The following is an 18,099-nucleotide window of genomic DNA, read 5'->3' as shown; positions in this document are numbered from 1 at the left end:
TCTAGCCCTCCATCCATCATATGTACCTGCGCCCGTTTTGACACGGAGAGAATGTGTTTTTATAAAAAAAGGGCAAGTTCCCCATGCGCCGGGATGAACGCATTCATAGAATACCTCAGCATGTTCATCCCGAAGGGGGCAGCCCATAATGGACTATACCGGTTTATTGCATCAGTTGATTGACGGAATGAGATGCCCCGAGCCTGAACACGGGGGACGTTATCTGATTCGATTCGCCAAACCGCAGCAGTACGAGGCCTGTCTCGTTGAATTATCCCGAATGCGCAATGAATTCACCGATCTGGGAGGCGTTCGAACCTCAAGGCTTGCCAGAACTCTCATCGCTCCTGTTCAGAGCCCGGACGTGTTATATCGATACGGGGACGACATTACGATAGAGGAGGATACTCCTATCTCGCTTCACTCTACTGCACTCCACAACAAACCAAGCACTCCTCAAGGTATACCGTGGGGTGTGAAACAGATTCGAGCCCCTAAAGTATGGTCTGTTTCGACAGGACACCGGATCAAAATTGGTGTTATTGATACAGGAGCAGATTACCACCATCCTGATCTACGATACTCCCTTGCCCGTGGCATTAATCTGTTGAACCGAAGCTTGCTTCCCCATGATGACAACGGTCACGGTACCCATATTGCAGGAACTATTGCCGCAGCGAACAGTACCGAAGGCATGATCGGCGTTGCCCCGCGTTCATTAATCTACCCCGTCAAAGCCTTCGATCACAACGGCTCTGCTTATGTCTCGGACATTGTACTCGGCATCGACTGGTGTGTACGCAACAAGGTGGATATTATCAATATGAGTTTTGGTATGAAAACACGAAGTAAATCTTTGCTTGATGTGGTCAACCGAGCGTATCATGCAGGAATCGTCATTGTGGCTTCGTCAGGAAATGACGGCAAGCGTCGCAGCATCGATTATCCTGCCCGATATCCGCAGACCATCTCGGTTGGTGCTACCGACAAAAACAGACGTATTGCTTCATTCAGCAATCGTGGTGCTTATGTAGATGTCTATGCCCCCGGGGATAAAATTGTGTCCTCCTGGGTGCATGGCAAGCATCACGAGATGAGCGGTACATCCATGGCAACCTCCCATGTAAGCGGCGCAATCGCGCTGCTGCTCGCCAAACATCCCGGCCTGTCTCCAGCCGAGATCAAGACGCTTGTGAAGCGCGCGACGGTTCCGCTGCGCGCGCGCAAAAGCACCACCGCGAAGAGTAAAATCCGCGGTGGCGAGCTAGACGCCCTCAAGCTGATGCAAGAGGGCGATGGGTAACCCGGCGGCGCATGCTGCGAGCCGCCGCACCTGTGCTGCGCAGCAACGGATGCCGGCCACTGCCGGGCACGCCTTGCGCAGCAGGCAAGAGCGAGAGCAGGCACAACCGAGCCTGCTCTTGAAGCAGTGCCCTGCGGCTGTGCCGATGGCAGGGCACTGCTGGGTGCCCGCGGCTGGCGGCAAACCTGTGCCCTTGCGGGTACTTGGCGAGCATCGCCAGTACCCGCAAGAGCCAGGTGCTGGCCACCGCCAGCCACGGGCACAAAAAAGTCTCCACGCCCCGCGCGTTAGCAACTGCTCGCGCGGGGCATGGAGACTTTGCCTTCGGCCGAGCGGCAGGATGCTGCTCGCCGCTTGGCCGAAGAGACTACATTTTGTCTGGTGCGGATACGCCCACCAGACGGAGCGCTGTCGCGATGACGGTGCGAACGGCACCGATCAGCGCCAGGCGCGCCTGGGTCTGCTGCGCGTCTTCGGTAATGACGCGATCAGCCCGGTAGTAACTGTGGAACAGGGATGCCAGTTCGTACACATAACGAATGATGCGATGCGGCGCATAACCTGTAGCCGCTGCAGCGATCTCTTCAGGCAATTCTCCCATTTTACGAAGAAGGTCATACTCGTGCTCGGTGTTCAGCTTGGAGAGATCGATCTGCGCCAGTGGCAACAACTCGATACCTTGCTCTTCGGCTTGACGATACACACTGCACACACGCGCGTGTGCATATTGTACGTAGAATACCGGATTTTCATTGGATGTCGAAATCGCCAAATCCATGTCAAAGTCCAGATGGGAATCCATGCTGCGCATCGTGAAGAAATAACGAATAGCATCAATGCCAACCTCATCCATCAGGTCTTCCATCGTTACAGCTTTACCTGTACGTTTGGACATTTTTACTTTCTCGCCATTCTGGAACAAGCTAACCATCTGTGCAATCAAAACAACCAGCTTATCCGGATCGTTGCCCAGTGCCTGCATAGCTGCTTTCATCCGAGGAATGTATCCATGGTGATCGGCTCCCCAAATGTTGATCATTGTGTCATAACCACGGGAATACTTATCACGGTGATATGCAATATCCGGCGTCAGGTAGGTGTACGTACCGTCATTTTTGATCAGCACCCGTTCCTTGTCGTCACCATATTGCATCGTTTTGAGCCAGGTTGCGCCATCTTTTTCATAAATTTCGTTACGGTCACGCAGCTCGTCCAGTACGCGAAGCACTTCACCGTTATCATACAGTGACGTTTCGCTGAACCAGATATCAAAATTGACACGGAAGCGGTTCAGGTCACGTTTGATCTTGTCGAGTTCTTTCTCCAGTCCATAATCACGGAAGTATGCTGCGCGATCTCCCGGATGCATGGACAGCAAGCTGTCTCCTTTTTCCGCAACCAGTTCCTTCGCAAAACCTTTGATGTCTTCACCATGGTACCCATCTTCCGGCATTTCAGCATCTTGACCCAACTCTTGCAAGTAACGCGCTTCAATAGAACGGGCCAGATTAAATACCTGGTTACCCGCATCATTAATGTAATACTCACGAGTTACATCGTAACCTGCGTAATCGAGAATATTGCACAGCGCATCCCCTACAGCCGCTCCGCGGGCATGACCCAGATGCAGACTGCCTGTCGGGTTGGCGCTGACAAATTCCATCTCCACCTTTTTCCCCGCTCCAACATCGATTCTTCCGTAGTTTTCGCCTTGCTCATGCACCAAGTTAAGCACAGGATAGAGGTAACTCTTGTCCAATTTGAAGTTGATGAATCCCGGCCCTGCAATCTCTGCCTTCTCAATACCTGCATCTTCAAGATTCAGGTTGGCAATGATCTCCTCGGCAATCTGACGAGGGTTCCGTTTAGCAATCTTGGTCAACTGCATCGCTGCATTGGTAGCCAGATCACCGTGGGACTTCTCGCGAGGCACTTCAAGCGTAATAGCTGGAAGCTCTTCCTGTGTTACGATGCCAGCAGCAACAATCGCATTGCCGATGGCTGTACTTACCCGTTCGTTAATCGTATCTAGTGGATTACGTGTCATGAATTTGGTTCCTCCTGTATATGCAAACTAATCGCAAAATGTCCGGCTTCTTCATCAAAGTGGTAAAAGTCGTAGCTCCACGCTGCGCGTGCGCTCAATCCCTGAATGGAAAGTTCCAGCTTCTGTGTATGCGTAGACAGGGCAAACGACATATATGGTGAACGGTAGAAACCCGGAATCTTACGGTTCAATTCGAACGCCTGCTCCGACTCCACCTCACCATGACGTATAATCTTAATGGATTGTCCGCCCAGCTTTAATGTTGTACGGGTTATGCCTCCCTCGGGCCCAGCCTGTGGCTCTTCGTAACGGACATACAAGTATGCCCCCTTGACCACAGCTTCTCCCTGCATTTCCTGCAGTACATCTTCCCCTTCATAACGGCTGTGCAGCCGGATCTGAACCGGTCGCATCTTCGACATGAATGTTAACCTCCATTATATTCGAGGCGACGCAAAATCAGGACAGCTGGTGAGAACAGCCCTTCCTGAATGGATGTGTCGCTATACACGCTCATATTCCGAATAACTTGCTCTCCTACACTCTACTGTATAACTATATCCAGTTCACCCGCTCAATTCAAATCCAAATTCAGAGTTTTTTTGTTATACATCAAAAAGAAGAGCCGCACCGTACCGTGCAGCCCCTCCCTCAGTTCACATCTATCCCGTTATCTCAATTCATTTATTTGGCCATCATACTTCATACATTCTGTTATCTTGATTCCCTAAGCTTGCTCTCTTACTTCATTATAATGAAACGTGTTTAGGCAATATTCAAGGAAATACGTAACTTACCCGTTTTCACAGTGGAAATGGTGCATTGTACTCCATTCATAACCACTGCGATGCATACGGATAAGGACAGGTGGAATCAGCCAGTTTCGCACGTACTTGTACAAGGCAGCCGCAATGCCGGCACGTTGTTCCATATTGCAGATCAGGGCAGCCTGAGCAGATCGCAAGGCGACGCTCATACTCCTCATCTTCTACCGCTACGCGTGAGCGTGAAGCGATCTCCACCAGACGGGCCATTTTGGCATCACTGATATGAATATCATACTGGCTGTCACACCCTTTACAGGGTTCGTTTCTTCCCTCACGGGACTGGTGTTGGTATTGGTGATTGCTGGCCTTCATACTTTAACCCTGAACAGCGACCAGACCAACGGAAGCCGGAGGCAACACAAAACGCAATGTATTATTCTCCAAAACAAGCCCTTCCCAAGCTACAGGTTTCACCAGATCTGGCTGCTCGAACGTATTAAACGATCCAAAGTCAGTGTTATGGAGCAACTGCCCCGATACGCTTGCCGCTTGACCTGCCTCCAGTTGCACGACTACTTCAAGCTCATCCGTATGACTGAGATTACATGCTGTCGCATGAATAACGCCATCTTTGTTCCGTGATGCAGACAGGCTAAGCTGCGGAATCGTCTCCTCACCAAATGTATATCCCGGGCTCTCATAGTTAAGATCCAGACGTTGTGCATCCATATGGACTTGATACATGTCGAACACGTGATACGTTGGCGTCAGGAGCATTTTATCCCCTTCAGTGAGTACGAGTGATTGCAGTACATTAACGATCTGAGCCAGATTCGCCATATGCACCCGTTTGTTATGCTGATTGAAGATGTTCAGGTTCACCGCTGCAAGCACTGCATCCCGCATTGTATTCTGTTGGTAAAGGAATCCCGGATTGGTTCCTGGCTCAACGTTGTACCACGTTCCCCACTCATCTACGATGATCCCTACTCGGCCTTCCGGATCATATTTATCCATAATTTCGGAGTGCTTTATAAGCAATTCATCCATAAACAGCGTTTTCTTCAATGTAGTGAACCATTCAGCCTCTCCAAAACCGGTAGCATTCCCTTTGTCTTCCCATACGCCTGTCGGAATCGTGTAGTAATGAAGGCTAATGCCATCCATGAAACGGGCCGCTTCCCGCATCAACACTTCCATCCACTCATAGTTGCTGTCGTTCGGTCCACAAGCAATTTTATAGATCTGATTTCCGGAATAATTACGTACATATGTAGCGTAACGACGATATTCATCTGCATAATACTCTGGACGCATGTTGCCGCCGCAGCCCCAGTTCTCATTGCCCACACCAAAATATTTCAGCTTCCACGGCTCGTCACGACCGTTTTGCTTCCGCCAGTTCGCCATAGGAGACTCACCGTCAAACGTAATGTATTCTACCCATTCCTGCATTTCCTGTACCGTTCCGCTACCCAGGTTACCGCTGATATAAGGTTCTGCACCAAGCAGCTCACACAGCCTCATGAATTCATGTGTACCAAAATGGTTATTCTCCTCCACGCCGCCCCAGTGGGTATTAATCATGCGTGCTCGTTCACTTTTTGGCCCTACACCATCCTTCCAGTGATATTCATCAGCAAAACAACCACCTGGCCAGCGAAGCACCGGAATGTTCAACTTCTGAAGTGCCGCAAGTACATCGTTCCGAATGCCTTCAGTATTCGGAATAGGTGAATCTTCCCCCACCCAAAGACCTTCATAAATACAGCGTCCCAAGTGCTCGGAAAAGTGACCATATATATTGCGATTTATTAATCCTTTATCTGAATCAGACTTTAAAATAACATTAACCATTATTTCAACCCCCTTGAAATGTATTGTCAACGCTTACAATAACCTGTTTGGAGACAGGTTTCAACCCTTTTATTGCCTAAACAAAAAGCCCTTTCCCAAGTTAATTTTCAGGAAAAGAGCATATTTGATATGACATCTATTCAACCCAACCAAAATTTCATATAGATTAGCTTTAGTTTGAATTAGCTAATACATAAATTCATTTCAAAGCTTGTTAATTCTGTTCTGAGCGGACTGAAATTTTTTCAGACCAGGTTATTCCACCGTCCGTTGTCTCATAGACGGCAGGTCTGTTCTCGCTTGTGACAACAAGCCAGCCGATCTTCGTTGTCGGGAACGAGATACGCGAACTATAACCTTCCGTTTTCAGATCAACGTTTTTCCACGTGGAACCTGCATCAAAGGATCGTCCGATTCCAACCTTGTCCGTTGCCGGTGATCCAGCAGAGAGATATGCAGTCTGGTTACCAACCAGTGCCATATTGCCTGGATGTCCACCAGGATTAGCCGGGCCGCTTCCTTTGCCTTCTTGATTGGAACCAGGTGCTGGCCCTGCGCCTGCTGTCGATTGAGCGAAAACCTGTCTCCAGTTCTCTCCTTGATCACTACTCGCATAGAGTGAGTAGGATTGCTGGGACATGCCCGCATCTCCATATAGGATAGCCCACACCTGAGATCCATGCGCATACAGGTCTGCTCCATTCCATGTATCTGATTTCACCCGAAGAGCTGTACTCCAACTCTTACCTCCATCACTTGTCTTCTCAAGCTTATAGCCTGTTCCCGGTACAACTACAACAGCATATCCCTGCTTATCTGTAGTAAAACTAGTGGCTCTGGTGTTGGCTGGCGTATTCATTTTACTCCACGTTACACCGCCATTGGACGTTCGATATGCACCGTTATAGCTGTATCCGTAGCCGTTATTTTTATCACTGAAATCAATCCGCTTAAATTGCGGAACACCCGGCGTGTCAAGCCTCTTCCAGTGTGAACCCCCATCGTCAGTACGGATGAGATACGTTAGTGAGGGGCCCTTCACGCCTGCCAGGGCATACCCTGTAACGTTATTGGGGAAGTTTAATTGTTCAAACTGCCACTGCCCCCTGTATATGGATTGCCAAGTACAGCCTGCATTCGAAGTTCCAATCAAGAAACCTTTACCTGCCGCCCGTCCTGTAGTTTGATTCAGAAAATCAATATCCGTAAATTGCAACTGCTGCCCTTCGACACCACTGCCTTTTTTCAATTCTGGTGTCAGTCCATGATCTCCTGTGCCGCATGTTGCGGTTGAAGGCGCTGCACTCGCATTAGGTAATGTATGCGCCTGTCCAATTCCCCATAATAGTGTGAGCGCTAAAGTTATCACGCTTGCTCGTTTCCATGTCTTGGTGTTCTTAGTTGTCTTGATTCTCATTGGTAACACCTCCTTCTATCGTTTTACCCCAAATCGCACAATATAACGTAACAAATCGGGTGAAAGCAGATGACAATTTTGCAAGAAAAAAACCACCTTTACCCATGACGGTGTCCATCTGGTTAAAAGTGGTGCATTCATTTTTATTCAAAAAGTAAAACTCTCATTATTAATTTACCATCTATGATGAAAATGGATGGTCCAAAATCTTAAATCAATTAACAAATCATAGAGCAACAGGAACATATGTGCTATAATTAGAGGTATGGACTTATGATTGAGTGTGGATGTTTTCTGATCACGGCGCTGCTTTCCGAGAGAGGGTGACGTCGATGGTCAAACTTGTGGCGTGGCTTGATGTAATCCGGTGGATTGCTGCGATCCTCAGTATTGTGCTGAGCGGACGAAAGCTGTATCGTTGGTTACGCAAAAAGCTTCGGAACAAGCGAAAACCCACCTCATAAGGTTAGCCGCCTACGGTGGGTTTTGCTTGAATAGCACTATTTAATTCTTGCACGCCGTGGCAATCCACAGCCTTTCGGGTCCTAAGAGTCATTACCGTTGGCGCGGTAATGGCTCTTTATTTAGTATATGGTCGAACCCGCACACCCTATACTTCACGACTGTAATATATCGATTAATATATTACTAAACTCTTATGTGTCCAGTATAACATAGGCCGAAACAGAAGTTAAGTTCACTTACTTCACGAACCCAAGCAACATTTCACGAATCAACTTGGCAGCTACGATCTGTGTCTGTTGTGTCGGATCATAGATTGGGGCTACTTCAACCAAGTCACAGCCCACGACATTCACATCCGATCCAGCGATCATGTGAACTGCTTCAAGCAGTTCTTTGGATGTAATTCCGCCAGCTTCTGCTGTTCCAGTTCCTGGTGCAGCAGAAGGATCAAGCACGTCGATGTCGATCGTCACATAGACTGGACGGTTGCCCATTTTCGGCAAAGCTTCCTTCATTGGAGCCGCTACTTCAAACGGGTAGAAGTTAATATTCTCACGGCCATACTGGAACTCCTCACGGGAGCCAGAACGGATACCGAATTGATATATATTTTGACCGCCCATCAATTCAGCAGCTTTACGTACAGGTGTGGAGTGAGACAGGGGCTCGCCTTCATAGTGTTCACGAAGGTCTGCGTGTGCATCAATATGGATCAGAATGAGATCCGGGTATTTCTTGTACATCTGTTGGATGACAGGCCATGTCACCAAATGCTCGCCGCCCAGGCCAATCGGGAACTTGTCATCTGCCAGCAGGCTGCCAATGTACTCATGGATAACCTCAAGACTGCGTCCTGCGTTACCGAATGGCAACAACAAATCTCCCGCATCAAAATAGGTCATGTCCACGATACTTTTATCGAGATACGGGCTGTACTCTTCGAGTCCAACCGAAGCCTGACGGATATGAGCCGGGCCGAAACGGGAACCGGGACGGAAGCTGACAGTATAGTCCATCGGCATACCATAGATGACCGCTTTGGAGTTTTCATAATCCTCAGAACTGCAAATAAATACGTTTCCTGAATAAGCTTGATCCAGTTTCATTCTTCATTTCCCCTTTATTTCGTTAAATCTTCCACGAATTTTGGAAGTACAAATGCTGCTTTGTGCAGACGCGGAGAATAATACTTCGTATCCATCTCCGGGATTTGAGTCTCGTCCACCGCAAGTGGGTTATGCGTTTTGCTACCCATAGTAAATGTCCATAGACCACTTGGGTAGGTTGGAATATTACAGCCGTACACATGTACGATCGGGAAGATTTCTTTGACGTCTTTGTTCACCTTCTGGATCAGGTCTGCCTTGAACCAAGGGTTGTCCGTCTGGGCGACGAAGATTCCGTCTTCTTTGAGCGCTTCATAGATCCCCTGGTAGAAACCGCGCTCAAAGAGCGGAGCGGCTGGGCCTACAGGTTCTGTAGAGTCTACGATAATGACGTCGTACTCATTTTTATGTTCAATAATATGCATGTAACCATCGTTAACGAGCACTTCAACGTTCGGCTCATCCAACTTGCCAGCGATTTCAGGTAGATACGTTTTGGAATATTCGATCACTTTACTGTCAATTTCGACGAGAACCGCTTTTTCTACAGACGCATGTTTGATGACTTCACGGATCACACCACCATCACCACCGCCAACCACCAGTACTTTTTTCGGATTAGGGTGAGTGTTCAAGGCCGGATGTGCAGCCATCTCATGATAGACAAACTCGTCCTTAACCGTCGTCATCACCATGCCGTCCAATACTAGCATGTTACCGAACTCTTCAGTTTCAACCATTGCGAGGTCTTGAAAATCCGTTTGTTCTGTGACGTAAGTCTGTTTAATCTTTGCGGTAATGCCGAACACAGGGGTCTGCTTCTCTGTAAACCACAATTCCATGATCGTTACCTTCTTTCTATAAAAGTAATGAGTGATCACTTTAAATACATAATCACTGGTCTGTTCGCCCAAACACACTGTAGTATGTTGTGCCGAACCCTACCTTTTCATTACCCTTTTGCATTATACGCGATAGATGATTCAACTGTAAAACGGTTTTCAGGCCGAAATTGACTTATAATTTATGCACTTCACAGACGAATTGAATATCCCGGTTATTCCCGTCCCATACTGGAAAGAAAAGAGAGGAGCCCGTTCCATGAACAAGCCGAATGTCAAGACCCGCAAACGCGGGTTCCGTGTACTCCAATTTATCAAATATGTATCCATATTGATGGCGCTTGGCCTGATTGCCTCAGCTGCTATTCTGGTATATCTATACGCAACCAGCCTGCCGCTGGCTGACTCGGATCGCAACTCCAGATTACTCGACAGTCAGGGTGAGGTCATCGCCACCTTCTCTGCTGGCGGCAAAGATTCGATTCCCGTTCAACTTCAGGATATTGCTCCTGATTTGGTGAATGCTACGCTAGCCGTAGAGGATCGTAAATTCAGGCAGCATTTCGGATTCGACATTCAAGGCATGGGAAGAGCAGTCCTTGTCAACATCCAGCATATGCGAATGTCTCAGGGAGCCAGTACGTTAACACAGCAGCTTGCGCGTAACCTCTACCTATCCCATGAGAAAACCTGGACACGCAAAGCCAAGGAAGCAATGTACACCGCTCAGCTTGAGATGAAATATAGCAAAGATGAAATTTTGCAGATGTACCTGAATGAAATCTATTACGGGCACGGTGCTTATGGCATTGAAGCGGCTGCCCAGATGTATTTCGGCAAATCTGCAAAGAAACTTGATCTGGCCGAGAGCGCTATGCTTGCGGGTATTCCGAAGGGGCCGACTTATTATTCCCCCTACAATCATATGAAGAATGCCAAGGATCGACAGAAGATCGTGCTGAAAGCCATGATCGAAACGGGTAAGATTACACAAAAACAAGCGGACTCCGCCTACGAAGAAATGTTGAAATTTAAACCGGAGAGCGAGCGCAAAACGGTAGAGAACGCGCCTTATTTCCGTGACTATATCCGAAATCTCGCCGTGAAGGAGCTCGGCATCAGTGAAGCGATGCTGGATCACGGCGGGCTGAACATCTACACAACACTGGATTTACGTGTGCAGAAGGCTGCGGAAATGGCGGTTGCCAAAGGAATGGATGCGAAAAGCGAGCTGGAAACGGCACTCGTGTCCATTGACCCGCGCACCGGTTACATTAAAGCTATGGTTGGTGGCAAAAACTATCGTACCAATCAGATCAACCATGTGCTGACGACAACACGCCAGCCGGGATCAGCCTTTAAGCCGATTATGTATCTCGCTGCCCTCGAATCGAAGCAACTTACCAGTGCATCCATTTTCAACAGTCAGCCTACCCTGTTCCATTATGACAATGATCGCAAAACCTACAAACCGGGCAACTTCGGCGATAAATATCTGGGCGAGATTGATCTTCGCCAAGCCATTGCTGCGTCCGATAATATCTATGCCGTGAACACCATCATGAAGGTTGGCCCTGAGAAGGTCGTAAGCATGGCTCAGAATCTGGGTATCACAAGCAAGCTGAGCCCTGTGCCATCACTGGCACTGGGTACTTCACCTGTCAGCCCACTCGAGATGGCCTCCGCCTTCTCCGTTATTGCTGCCGGAGGACAACGGACACCACCCGTAGCTATTTTACAAGTGACGGATGCGGCAGGACGGGTGTTGTACGAATCTCCGCAGACCAAAGCAGAAACAGTGGTTGAACCGGCAGCCGCCTACGTATTGACACGTCTGATGGAGAGTGTCTTTGAGAACGGAGGCACAGGCAATCGGGTATCCGCCACCATCAAACGTCCGGTAGCTGGCAAAACAGGAACAACAAATACGGATGCCTGGTTGGTTGGGTTTACCCCAGAGCTGTCAACCGCTGTATGGGTGGGCTATGATCAAGGCAAAGCGATCTCGACATCTGATGGCCGCCGCGCAGCCCCGATCTTTGCTCAGTTTACGGAACAAGCCCTTGCAAGTGTACCACCCAAAATCTTCTCCGTACCTGATCAGGTTGTGAGTGTATACATTAATCCGGAGACCGGGAAACTTGCAGGCAATGGCTGTGAGGAGAAGCGGCTGGAAGTGTTTATTCAAGGAACAGAACCTACAGAGGTCTGCCTTGGCGATGCGGAGAAAATGGATGCTTCACAGGATGAAAAAGAACGTGCGGCAGAAAATCAAAAAGGAATCCAAGAGCAGAAGCATTCCTGGTGGAGTGATTTTAAACGCTGGTGGGTAGAATGACGCATATCCGTAATGACTTGATTGCGTCACGAAGATTGCCGATTTAACAGACTGCATTCTTTCATGGAGTCTTCATAAATATGCAGATGACTGTATGGAGCCTTCGCTACATCTTCATCACAGAAATAAAGCAAGAAGCCCCGAAACCGGATATTCCGGTTCGAGGCTTCTTGCTTTTGTTTTTTTATCCTCAGGCAAGTGCCTCTTTCAATTCATCCGGGGAAGCATTCCACCATTCTTCATTATGAGAGATCAGAAGAGTCTTCAGTGCCGCTTTGTCTTCCGGTCCCAGCTCATCCAGCATAAATCGGCGTTTCATCGCATAATCCATCCGGTTAACGTGATCTGCGAGCAGCTTCCACCCCCGTTTGGCTTCCGTGTCAATCCACATCTCACATGCCGTTGCCCCGCCATACAACTGCCCTTGCTCTGTACGATCCACAGCAACCCATACCAGCCATACCTGACGTCCATTCGGAACGTCTTCTCGATTCGTTGAAAATTTAATGCCTCGTTCCACTTTACTCTTCGCGTGCATGGCACCAACGTCGATTTTGGCTTCGCCCTGATCAATGATGACCGGTGAAAGGTTGTTCAGGTCAATGGAACCTGCACCGAAACCTTTATGTTTGCTTTTAGCACTCACGATATTCAAGGCAATCTGTTTCTTGCCGTTTTGCTCATTTTGGTCCATGTTCATAGCCTCCAAGAGTTGATATAAATATTTTAACTAATAATCGGCCCATTGCAAACATATACATGCTGTAGATGCTTGTCAACGGGAGGTATTTAACGATGATTCCACGACGCGCCAAGAGCTGGCTCATAATATCCCTGGCCCTATGCCTGTTTGCCGGAGGGGTATGGATCACACTCGGTTACAATCGCTCCATTTCATCTGAGTTACCCGTACTCGCTCCAGAATCGGGCAAACCTCCAGCCAAAACAGGAGCCCCTGCTCCCCCGGAAAGTGTACAATCTCCTACAGCCGAGGTCTACAGCAAACGTGTGGTTGAATACCACATGGATGTGAAGCTGAACGAGGGGAACAAACTGCAAGGCACACAGACCATAACATGGACTCATCCGGGCAAAAAAACGGTGAACGAACTTTATTTTCATATGTACCCTAATGCATTCTCCTCTGCGGATACCACATTTATGAAAGAATCGGGCGGTAAGCTTCGCGGCGATGTCATGCCCACAGATGGTTATGGCTCCATGAAATTTACTGACATGCAGACGGAGGATGGGCTCTCTCTGCTACACCGGATGCAGTATGTACAGCCGGATGACGGGAACATCAAAGACAAAACGCTGATCAAGGTTCGTCTGCCCAAACCCGTCAAGGGTGGTGAAAGCATCACCATCCGCACAACGTTTGAAGTCAGTTTGCCTAAAATTTTCGCAAGGATGGGCAAAACGGATGATTTTGTCATGGCAGGCCAGTGGTTCCCTAAACTCAGTGCTTACGAGCCTGTTGGAAGACGGGGCCGTACCATAGAAGGCTGGAACCTGCATCAGTATCACGGAAACTCCGAGTTCTATGCTGACTTCGGTATCTACAGTGTGCGTATTCGAGTGCCCGAAACATACAAGGTGGCAGCAACTGGATTCCCAACGCAGCAGGCGGCCTTGAAGAACGGTGAGAAGGTATATCAATTTTATGCCGATGATGTGCATGATTTCGCTTGGGCAGCATCACCTGATTTTGTGTATGCGGAGGAACCCTTTTCTGCCCCCAACGTACCCGGCGTACGCATCAAACTCTACCTTGATCCCGCACATCAAGATTTGAAGGAACGTTATCTCTTTGCTGCCAAAGCCGCATTAACGAACTACAGCAAGTGGTTTGGTCCTTATCCTTATGCCACCTTATCTATCGTTGTCCCGCCAAAAGCTGCAAATGGCGCTGGCGGTATGGAGTACCCGACACTCATTACGGCTTTTGGAGCCGATGATACAACGCCCGGTTACGATCTGGAGCGCACCATTGTACATGAAATTGGACATCAATACTTCTACGGTATGGTTGCGAGCAATGAATTTGAGGAGGCCTGGCTGGATGAAGGGTTCACCTCTTACGCAGAAGATAAGCTGATGGAGCAAGAATACGGATTGATTCCGAACCTGCCGGTACAATCAGGTCTGATCACATCTCCAGCTCCTCTGACACAGCCCTCGTGGAAGTTTGATTCGCAGAATCAATATGCTTCCAACGTATACACGAGGGGCAAACTGGTGCTGCTCGGCATTGAACAGCAAGTCGGAGCAAAGACCATGGAACGAATCCTTTCGACGTATGTAAAAAAATATCGTTTTAAACATCCCGCAACCGGTGATTTTCAAAAGGTGGTTGAACAAGTCACCCGCACCTCCTGGGCGGATTACTTTGACCAGTACGTCTACCGCAATGGCATGGCCGATTTTGCTGTGGAGAAGATCAACGTTTCTACTATAGAGAAGGACGGCAAAAAAATGTACGAGTCCTCTGTCACCATTGCCAAAAAAGGGAGTGACTTCCCCAAGGTCCCTGTTCGGATTGCGTTTGAGGACGGCCATACCGTAACCAAACACTGGGATGGCCGCGAGGAGCGCATCACCTACAAGCTCACGTATACATCTCCTGTCACCTGGGCCATGACCGACCCTTTGTATGACATCGTGCTCGAAAATCGCCATATGAACAATTTCCTGAGAACCGGACTGGACGAGCAAGTCAAATCCCGCTGGAACATGAGTGCTACGAAACTAATTGAAGCCGTATTCGGAGGTCTGTCATGGTGAGGTGGAGACAGTGAAAGCAAAAATTCGTGAAGGTTGGTTTCTCGTCCGTCAGCATATGTTTATTGCGGCACTCTTGTTTATCTATCAATTAATTTGGGGTTACTTCATCTATCGATTGGTTCAATCCGCCGTCGTTCCTCTATTGCTACGTTATCCAACGGATGATGTCGGCGAGCTAAGCACACTTTTATTCAAAATGGAAAGCCAGCTCAGCCTGTCTGGTCCGGAGGTCCAGCGCTATCTGTGGATTCTGGGTGGCATGTTATTGCTTCGCCTGCTGATCAGTCCACTTATTCAGGCTGGGTTGCTCTACTCCCTGCAACATTATCATTCTACAGAAGAACGCATTCCTTTTGTTCGGGGCATCAAAAAGTTATGGAAACCGATGCTGCTGCTGCACACCATACGCACCGTTCTCATGTTCTTGCCTGCGTACTGGCTCCTACCCAAATTGTATTCTACAATAATGGACAGCTTCCATTCTCTCCATTTATTACTTCCCGGTCTTCCGTATGCAGTAGGCTGGGTTATCTATGGCTGGGTTGTACACCATGCAGTGCTCTACATGCAGTTTGGCATTTCTGACCCGGAAGCAGAAGGGCGAATCCACGGAACGCTCAAGGGACTATGGATTGCTGTACGCCGCATCTTCGCTGTCATCGGCATTACGGTGGTGTTGGGAGTTGTTCATTTGTTTGTCTTTGGTGCATTCACTTCTGCCTCATGGTTCCTGACAGGACTATCCGGACTGATCCTGCAGCAATCGTACCCGCTTGCCCGAAGCGTACTTAGTATGTGGAAAGTATGTAGTCATTTCCGTTTATGGCAGTCCACATCCACCCGAAATGAAAATCATATACGTTGAACTAAGATGTTACACACAAGCTGAGATCGCTTTCAAAAATAAAAAAATGTTACCATCTCATGTGAAACATTTCATTCGTTATTGCGTATAAATACGCAAACCTCGACCTTTCCCCGTCAAAGGTCGAGGTTTTTTTTGCTAATTTTACTGCTAAACGTTGCCAAAGCACTAAGCCTCTGGTACAATAAGCGCAGTGAGTTTTTAGTAACAACTTTGTAATCTTTAAATTCTTATTTGTAACAACTTAAAATTAAATCCTTAAAATTAAATTTTCTTTTCATTTTTCAGGTGCATAACTAGCATAGCCAAATTCCTGGCACCTGGGAAGCGGGGGAACCAGTTATGGGTGAATTGATCTTGAAACAGAGGGATCATAGGGGACCTTCAACCGAATCCTTAAGCTAACCTCGCAGGCGTTGGAAGGGGTATATCACTTGTTTAAGAAGAAACTGACCGCAGCAGTACTTAGTATCACATTTGCATTATCACTTGGAGCAGGCAGCGCATTTGCAGATTCTAAGATGGATAAAGTTATCGATTCAGCAATGGGAACTACATACAAAAGCGGAGGAACAACGCTTGACGGTTTTGACTGCTCCGGATTCACACGGTATGTATTCGACAAATTAGGTATTGATTTGGCTCGTCAATCTAGCTCCCAATACGACATGGGGGATTCCGTATCTCGCATGGAGATGAGACCTGGAGATCTGGTGTTCTTCAACACAACCGGTAAAGGTGTATCACACGTAGGCATTTTTGTAGGAAGTGGCAAGTTTGCACATTCTTCTTCTTCCAAAGGTGTAACGATCAGCTCTTTGAGTGAGAACTACTGGGCTAACCGCTACGTTGGCGCTAAACGGATCATGAGCACGGACGATTATGAGTCACTGGCCCTTGAATAGGTACAAGCTGTAATCAACATGATGTTGGAACCATGTAACTATACTGTAACGAAATACGAAGTATAAACAGAACCGCCCGGTACATTCTCCGCAGGAATGTATCCGGCGGTTTTTTTAATGCATTCTGAATCTGTGTGGTTCCTCATGCTGTAAGTCATGGTGTATATGTGAACCAACAGATTCGTCTTCTTTCGTTTGTCCGTGCCCTTATCATGTTTTTACCCAGACCGTTATAATATAAACGGAATGATCCAGACTTTTGTTTCAATTTTTTTCTGACCATTGGCAGACTTGCCAAATGAACAGCTCTTTTGTAGAGTGAACAAAGAACGGGTAACGGAGAAAGGAGCATGCACTGTTATATGAAGAATGAAGCCCCTTTGACGTTTCATGTGGTGCCTATGCAGGAGGATCAAGCTGAACTCATATGTAGCTGGCAATATGATCCGCCATACAATATCTACAGCTGGCTGCCTTGGGAACAAATGAAAGCACTAGAAGTCGAGTTTGGCGATGCGCAGCTCAGACAAGAACAATATGCCATTATCCTGGATCAACATGAACAGGTTTATGGATTCGCACAATATTTTCCGCTCCAGCATGTCACACGTATTGGTCTAGGGATGCACCCTGATCTCTGTGGTCAAGGTCACGGCAAAGCATTCGTTACTGCGATCGTACAAGAGGCCATCCGCCGGAATCCATCCAATGAGATTGATCTTGAAGTTTTGACTTGGAATAACCGCGCCATTCAGGTATATCTAAAGAGCGGATTCGTCATTCAGGATACATATGAGCGTCAAACCCCAAGTGGTTTAAAGCCCTTCCATTGCATGGTGTATGAAGGCCCAAGATAGTAAACCCCCGATTAATCGGCTTCAATTTGTCTCTCTTTTGTGATTAGTTTAAAAAATTACCACAAAATGCTATGATGTAGCGACAGCTTCCGTTATAATGATAGGGATAGTTTGAGTTAGATGATCTTTCATTCTGGAGGGGACATAAGGGATGCACAAATGGATCATGAGCGGGGTATTTTTTGCAGCATGTGCTTTAGCTATTGTTTTAATGTTTACGCTTCCAGGCAAAGAAGAAGTGGCTCAGGAAGCCAAACCAACCATGCCTGAAGTAGCTATGGACGCTGGACAGGCTGAGACACTAGTGAAAGCCAATTGTATCTCCTGTCACGGTGATCAGCTTCAAGGTGGCGTAGGCCCAGCTCTTGCAAACATTGGCAGTAAGGACGATGTGGAGAAAATCTATTCCACCATTGTCAAAGGTAAAGGCGGCATGCCTTCATTCAAAGGCAGACTGCAAGACGAGGAAATCGCCCACATTGCAATGTGGCTTGCAGAGAAGAAATAAGCATTTCTGCGCGTAAGGTATCCAATGTATCAAAG

At 47.8% G+C, this 18,099-nt stretch carries 17 protein-coding genes and 1 riboswitch; of the genes, 8 read left to right on the top strand and 9 right to left on the bottom strand.

Translation table 11 applies throughout. The features are described from left to right. The first annotated feature begins 148 nt into the window (after positions 1–148). Complete coding sequence (locus ABIE27_RS29960) at positions 149–1,303, top strand: S8 family peptidase (RefSeq protein WP_123067148.1); 1,155 nt, start codon at positions 149–151, stop codon at positions 1,301–1,303. Here ABIE27_RS29960 and ABIE27_RS29955 read toward each other — a convergent pair. The 6 genes from ABIE27_RS29955 to ABIE27_RS29930 all read right to left on the bottom strand — a co-directional run bounded on the left by ABIE27_RS29955 (position 1,275) and on the right by ABIE27_RS29930 (position 7,391). Beyond that, positions 1,275–1,460, bottom strand: coding sequence for a hypothetical protein (locus ABIE27_RS29955; protein ID WP_151458126.1), 186 nt, complete (start codon positions 1,458–1,460; stop codon positions 1,275–1,277). The two genes, ABIE27_RS29960 and ABIE27_RS29955, sit on opposite strands and share 29 nt — an antisense overlap. 210 nt (positions 1,461–1,670) lie before the next feature. After that, complete coding sequence (argS, locus tag ABIE27_RS29950; RefSeq protein ID WP_123067149.1) at positions 1,671–3,350, bottom strand: arginine--tRNA ligase; 1,680 nt, start codon at positions 3,348–3,350, stop codon at positions 1,671–1,673. After that, positions 3,347–3,772 (bottom strand): DUF1934 domain-containing protein, encoded by a 426-nt coding sequence (locus ABIE27_RS29945; RefSeq protein WP_429352157.1) that lies wholly within the window; start codon positions 3,770–3,772, stop codon positions 3,347–3,349. The genes argS and ABIE27_RS29945 overlap by 4 nt, the downstream gene beginning before the upstream one ends. Before the next feature lie 411 nt (positions 3,773–4,183). Beyond that, complete coding sequence (locus ABIE27_RS29940; RefSeq protein ID WP_192895167.1) at positions 4,184–4,489, bottom strand: DUF6171 family protein; 306 nt, start codon at positions 4,487–4,489, stop codon at positions 4,184–4,186. A gap of 3 nt (positions 4,490–4,492) precedes the next feature. Beyond that, on the bottom strand, positions 4,493–5,974 hold the full coding sequence (locus ABIE27_RS29935) for an alpha-N-arabinofuranosidase (protein WP_123067151.1): 1,482 nt from the start codon (positions 5,972–5,974) through the stop codon (positions 4,493–4,495). Between the two features lie 214 nt (positions 5,975–6,188). Continuing rightward, positions 6,189–7,391 carry a WD40/YVTN/BNR-like repeat-containing protein gene (locus tag ABIE27_RS29930; RefSeq protein WP_429352156.1) on the bottom strand — a complete coding sequence of 401 codons (1,203 nt, stop codon included), beginning with the start codon at positions 7,389–7,391 and terminating at the stop codon, positions 6,189–6,191. A 332-nt stretch (positions 7,392–7,723) separates the two neighbouring features. Between ABIE27_RS29930 and ABIE27_RS29925 the strand changes: the two genes are divergently transcribed. Further along, entirely contained in the window at positions 7,724–7,855 is a 132-nt protein-coding gene (locus tag ABIE27_RS29925; protein ID WP_275670057.1) for a hypothetical protein, read from the top strand. A gap of 237 nt (positions 7,856–8,092) precedes the next feature. Here ABIE27_RS29925 and speB read toward each other — a convergent pair whose 3' ends face one another. Both speB and speE read right to left on the bottom strand, forming a co-directional pair. Continuing rightward, the gene (gene speB / locus ABIE27_RS29920; RefSeq protein WP_123067153.1) at positions 8,093–8,962 is read right to left on the bottom strand and encodes an agmatinase; all 870 of its coding nucleotides are present in this window, start codon (positions 8,960–8,962) and stop codon (positions 8,093–8,095) included. Between the two features lie 14 nt (positions 8,963–8,976). After that, the gene (speE, locus tag ABIE27_RS29915; RefSeq protein WP_123067154.1) at positions 8,977–9,804 is read right to left on the bottom strand and encodes a polyamine aminopropyltransferase; all 828 of its coding nucleotides are present in this window, start codon (positions 9,802–9,804) and stop codon (positions 8,977–8,979) included. A gap of 259 nt (positions 9,805–10,063) precedes the next feature. Here speE and ABIE27_RS29910 point away from each other — a divergent pair, with 259 nt between their 5' ends. Further along, the gene (locus ABIE27_RS29910; RefSeq protein WP_123067155.1) at positions 10,064–12,142 is read left to right on the top strand and encodes a transglycosylase domain-containing protein; all 2,079 of its coding nucleotides are present in this window, start codon (positions 10,064–10,066) and stop codon (positions 12,140–12,142) included. A 190-nt stretch (positions 12,143–12,332) separates the two neighbouring features. Here ABIE27_RS29910 and ABIE27_RS29905 read toward each other — a convergent pair whose 3' ends face one another. Continuing rightward, entirely contained in the window at positions 12,333–12,836 is a 504-nt protein-coding gene (locus ABIE27_RS29905) for a YwhD family protein (RefSeq protein ID WP_123067156.1), read from the bottom strand. A gap of 101 nt (positions 12,837–12,937) precedes the next feature. Between ABIE27_RS29905 and ABIE27_RS29900 the strand changes: the two genes are divergently transcribed. The 5 genes from ABIE27_RS29900 to ABIE27_RS29880 all read left to right on the top strand — a co-directional run bounded on the left by ABIE27_RS29900 (position 12,938) and on the right by ABIE27_RS29880 (position 18,064). Next, a complete protein-coding gene (locus ABIE27_RS29900; RefSeq protein ID WP_123067157.1) occupies positions 12,938–14,929 on the top strand; it encodes a M1 family metallopeptidase in 1,992 nt (663 codons plus the stop codon). A 10-nt stretch (positions 14,930–14,939) separates the two neighbouring features. After that, positions 14,940–15,794 carry a hypothetical protein gene (locus ABIE27_RS29895; RefSeq protein ID WP_151458127.1) on the top strand — a complete coding sequence of 285 codons (855 nt, stop codon included), beginning with the start codon at positions 14,940–14,942 and terminating at the stop codon, positions 15,792–15,794. A 293-nt stretch (positions 15,795–16,087) separates the two neighbouring features. Next, positions 16,088–16,225: riboswitch (cyclic di-AMP (ydaO/yuaA leader) on the top strand. Between the two features lie 3 nt (positions 16,226–16,228). Further along, on the top strand, positions 16,229–16,699 hold the full coding sequence (locus ABIE27_RS29890; protein WP_123067159.1) for a C40 family peptidase: 471 nt from the start codon (positions 16,229–16,231) through the stop codon (positions 16,697–16,699). Positions 16,700–17,061: 362 nt separating this feature from the next. After that, positions 17,062–17,556: a GNAT family N-acetyltransferase gene (locus ABIE27_RS29885; RefSeq protein ID WP_123067160.1), complete on the top strand. Its 495-nt coding sequence runs from the start codon at positions 17,062–17,064 to the stop codon at positions 17,554–17,556. A 151-nt stretch (positions 17,557–17,707) separates the two neighbouring features. Beyond that, entirely contained in the window at positions 17,708–18,064 is a 357-nt protein-coding gene (locus ABIE27_RS29880; RefSeq protein WP_110899512.1) for a c-type cytochrome, read from the top strand. The last annotated feature ends 35 nt before the right edge of the window (positions 18,065–18,099 follow it).

This window comes from Paenibacillus sp. 4624 (genome assembly GCF_050435065.1).
In the GTDB taxonomy this organism is placed as follows: Bacteria; Bacillota; Bacilli; order Paenibacillales; family Paenibacillaceae; genus Paenibacillus; species Paenibacillus amylolyticus_D.
Note: the sequence above shows the minus strand (reverse complement) of the source record. Positions and strands in the feature narration are given on the sequence as shown.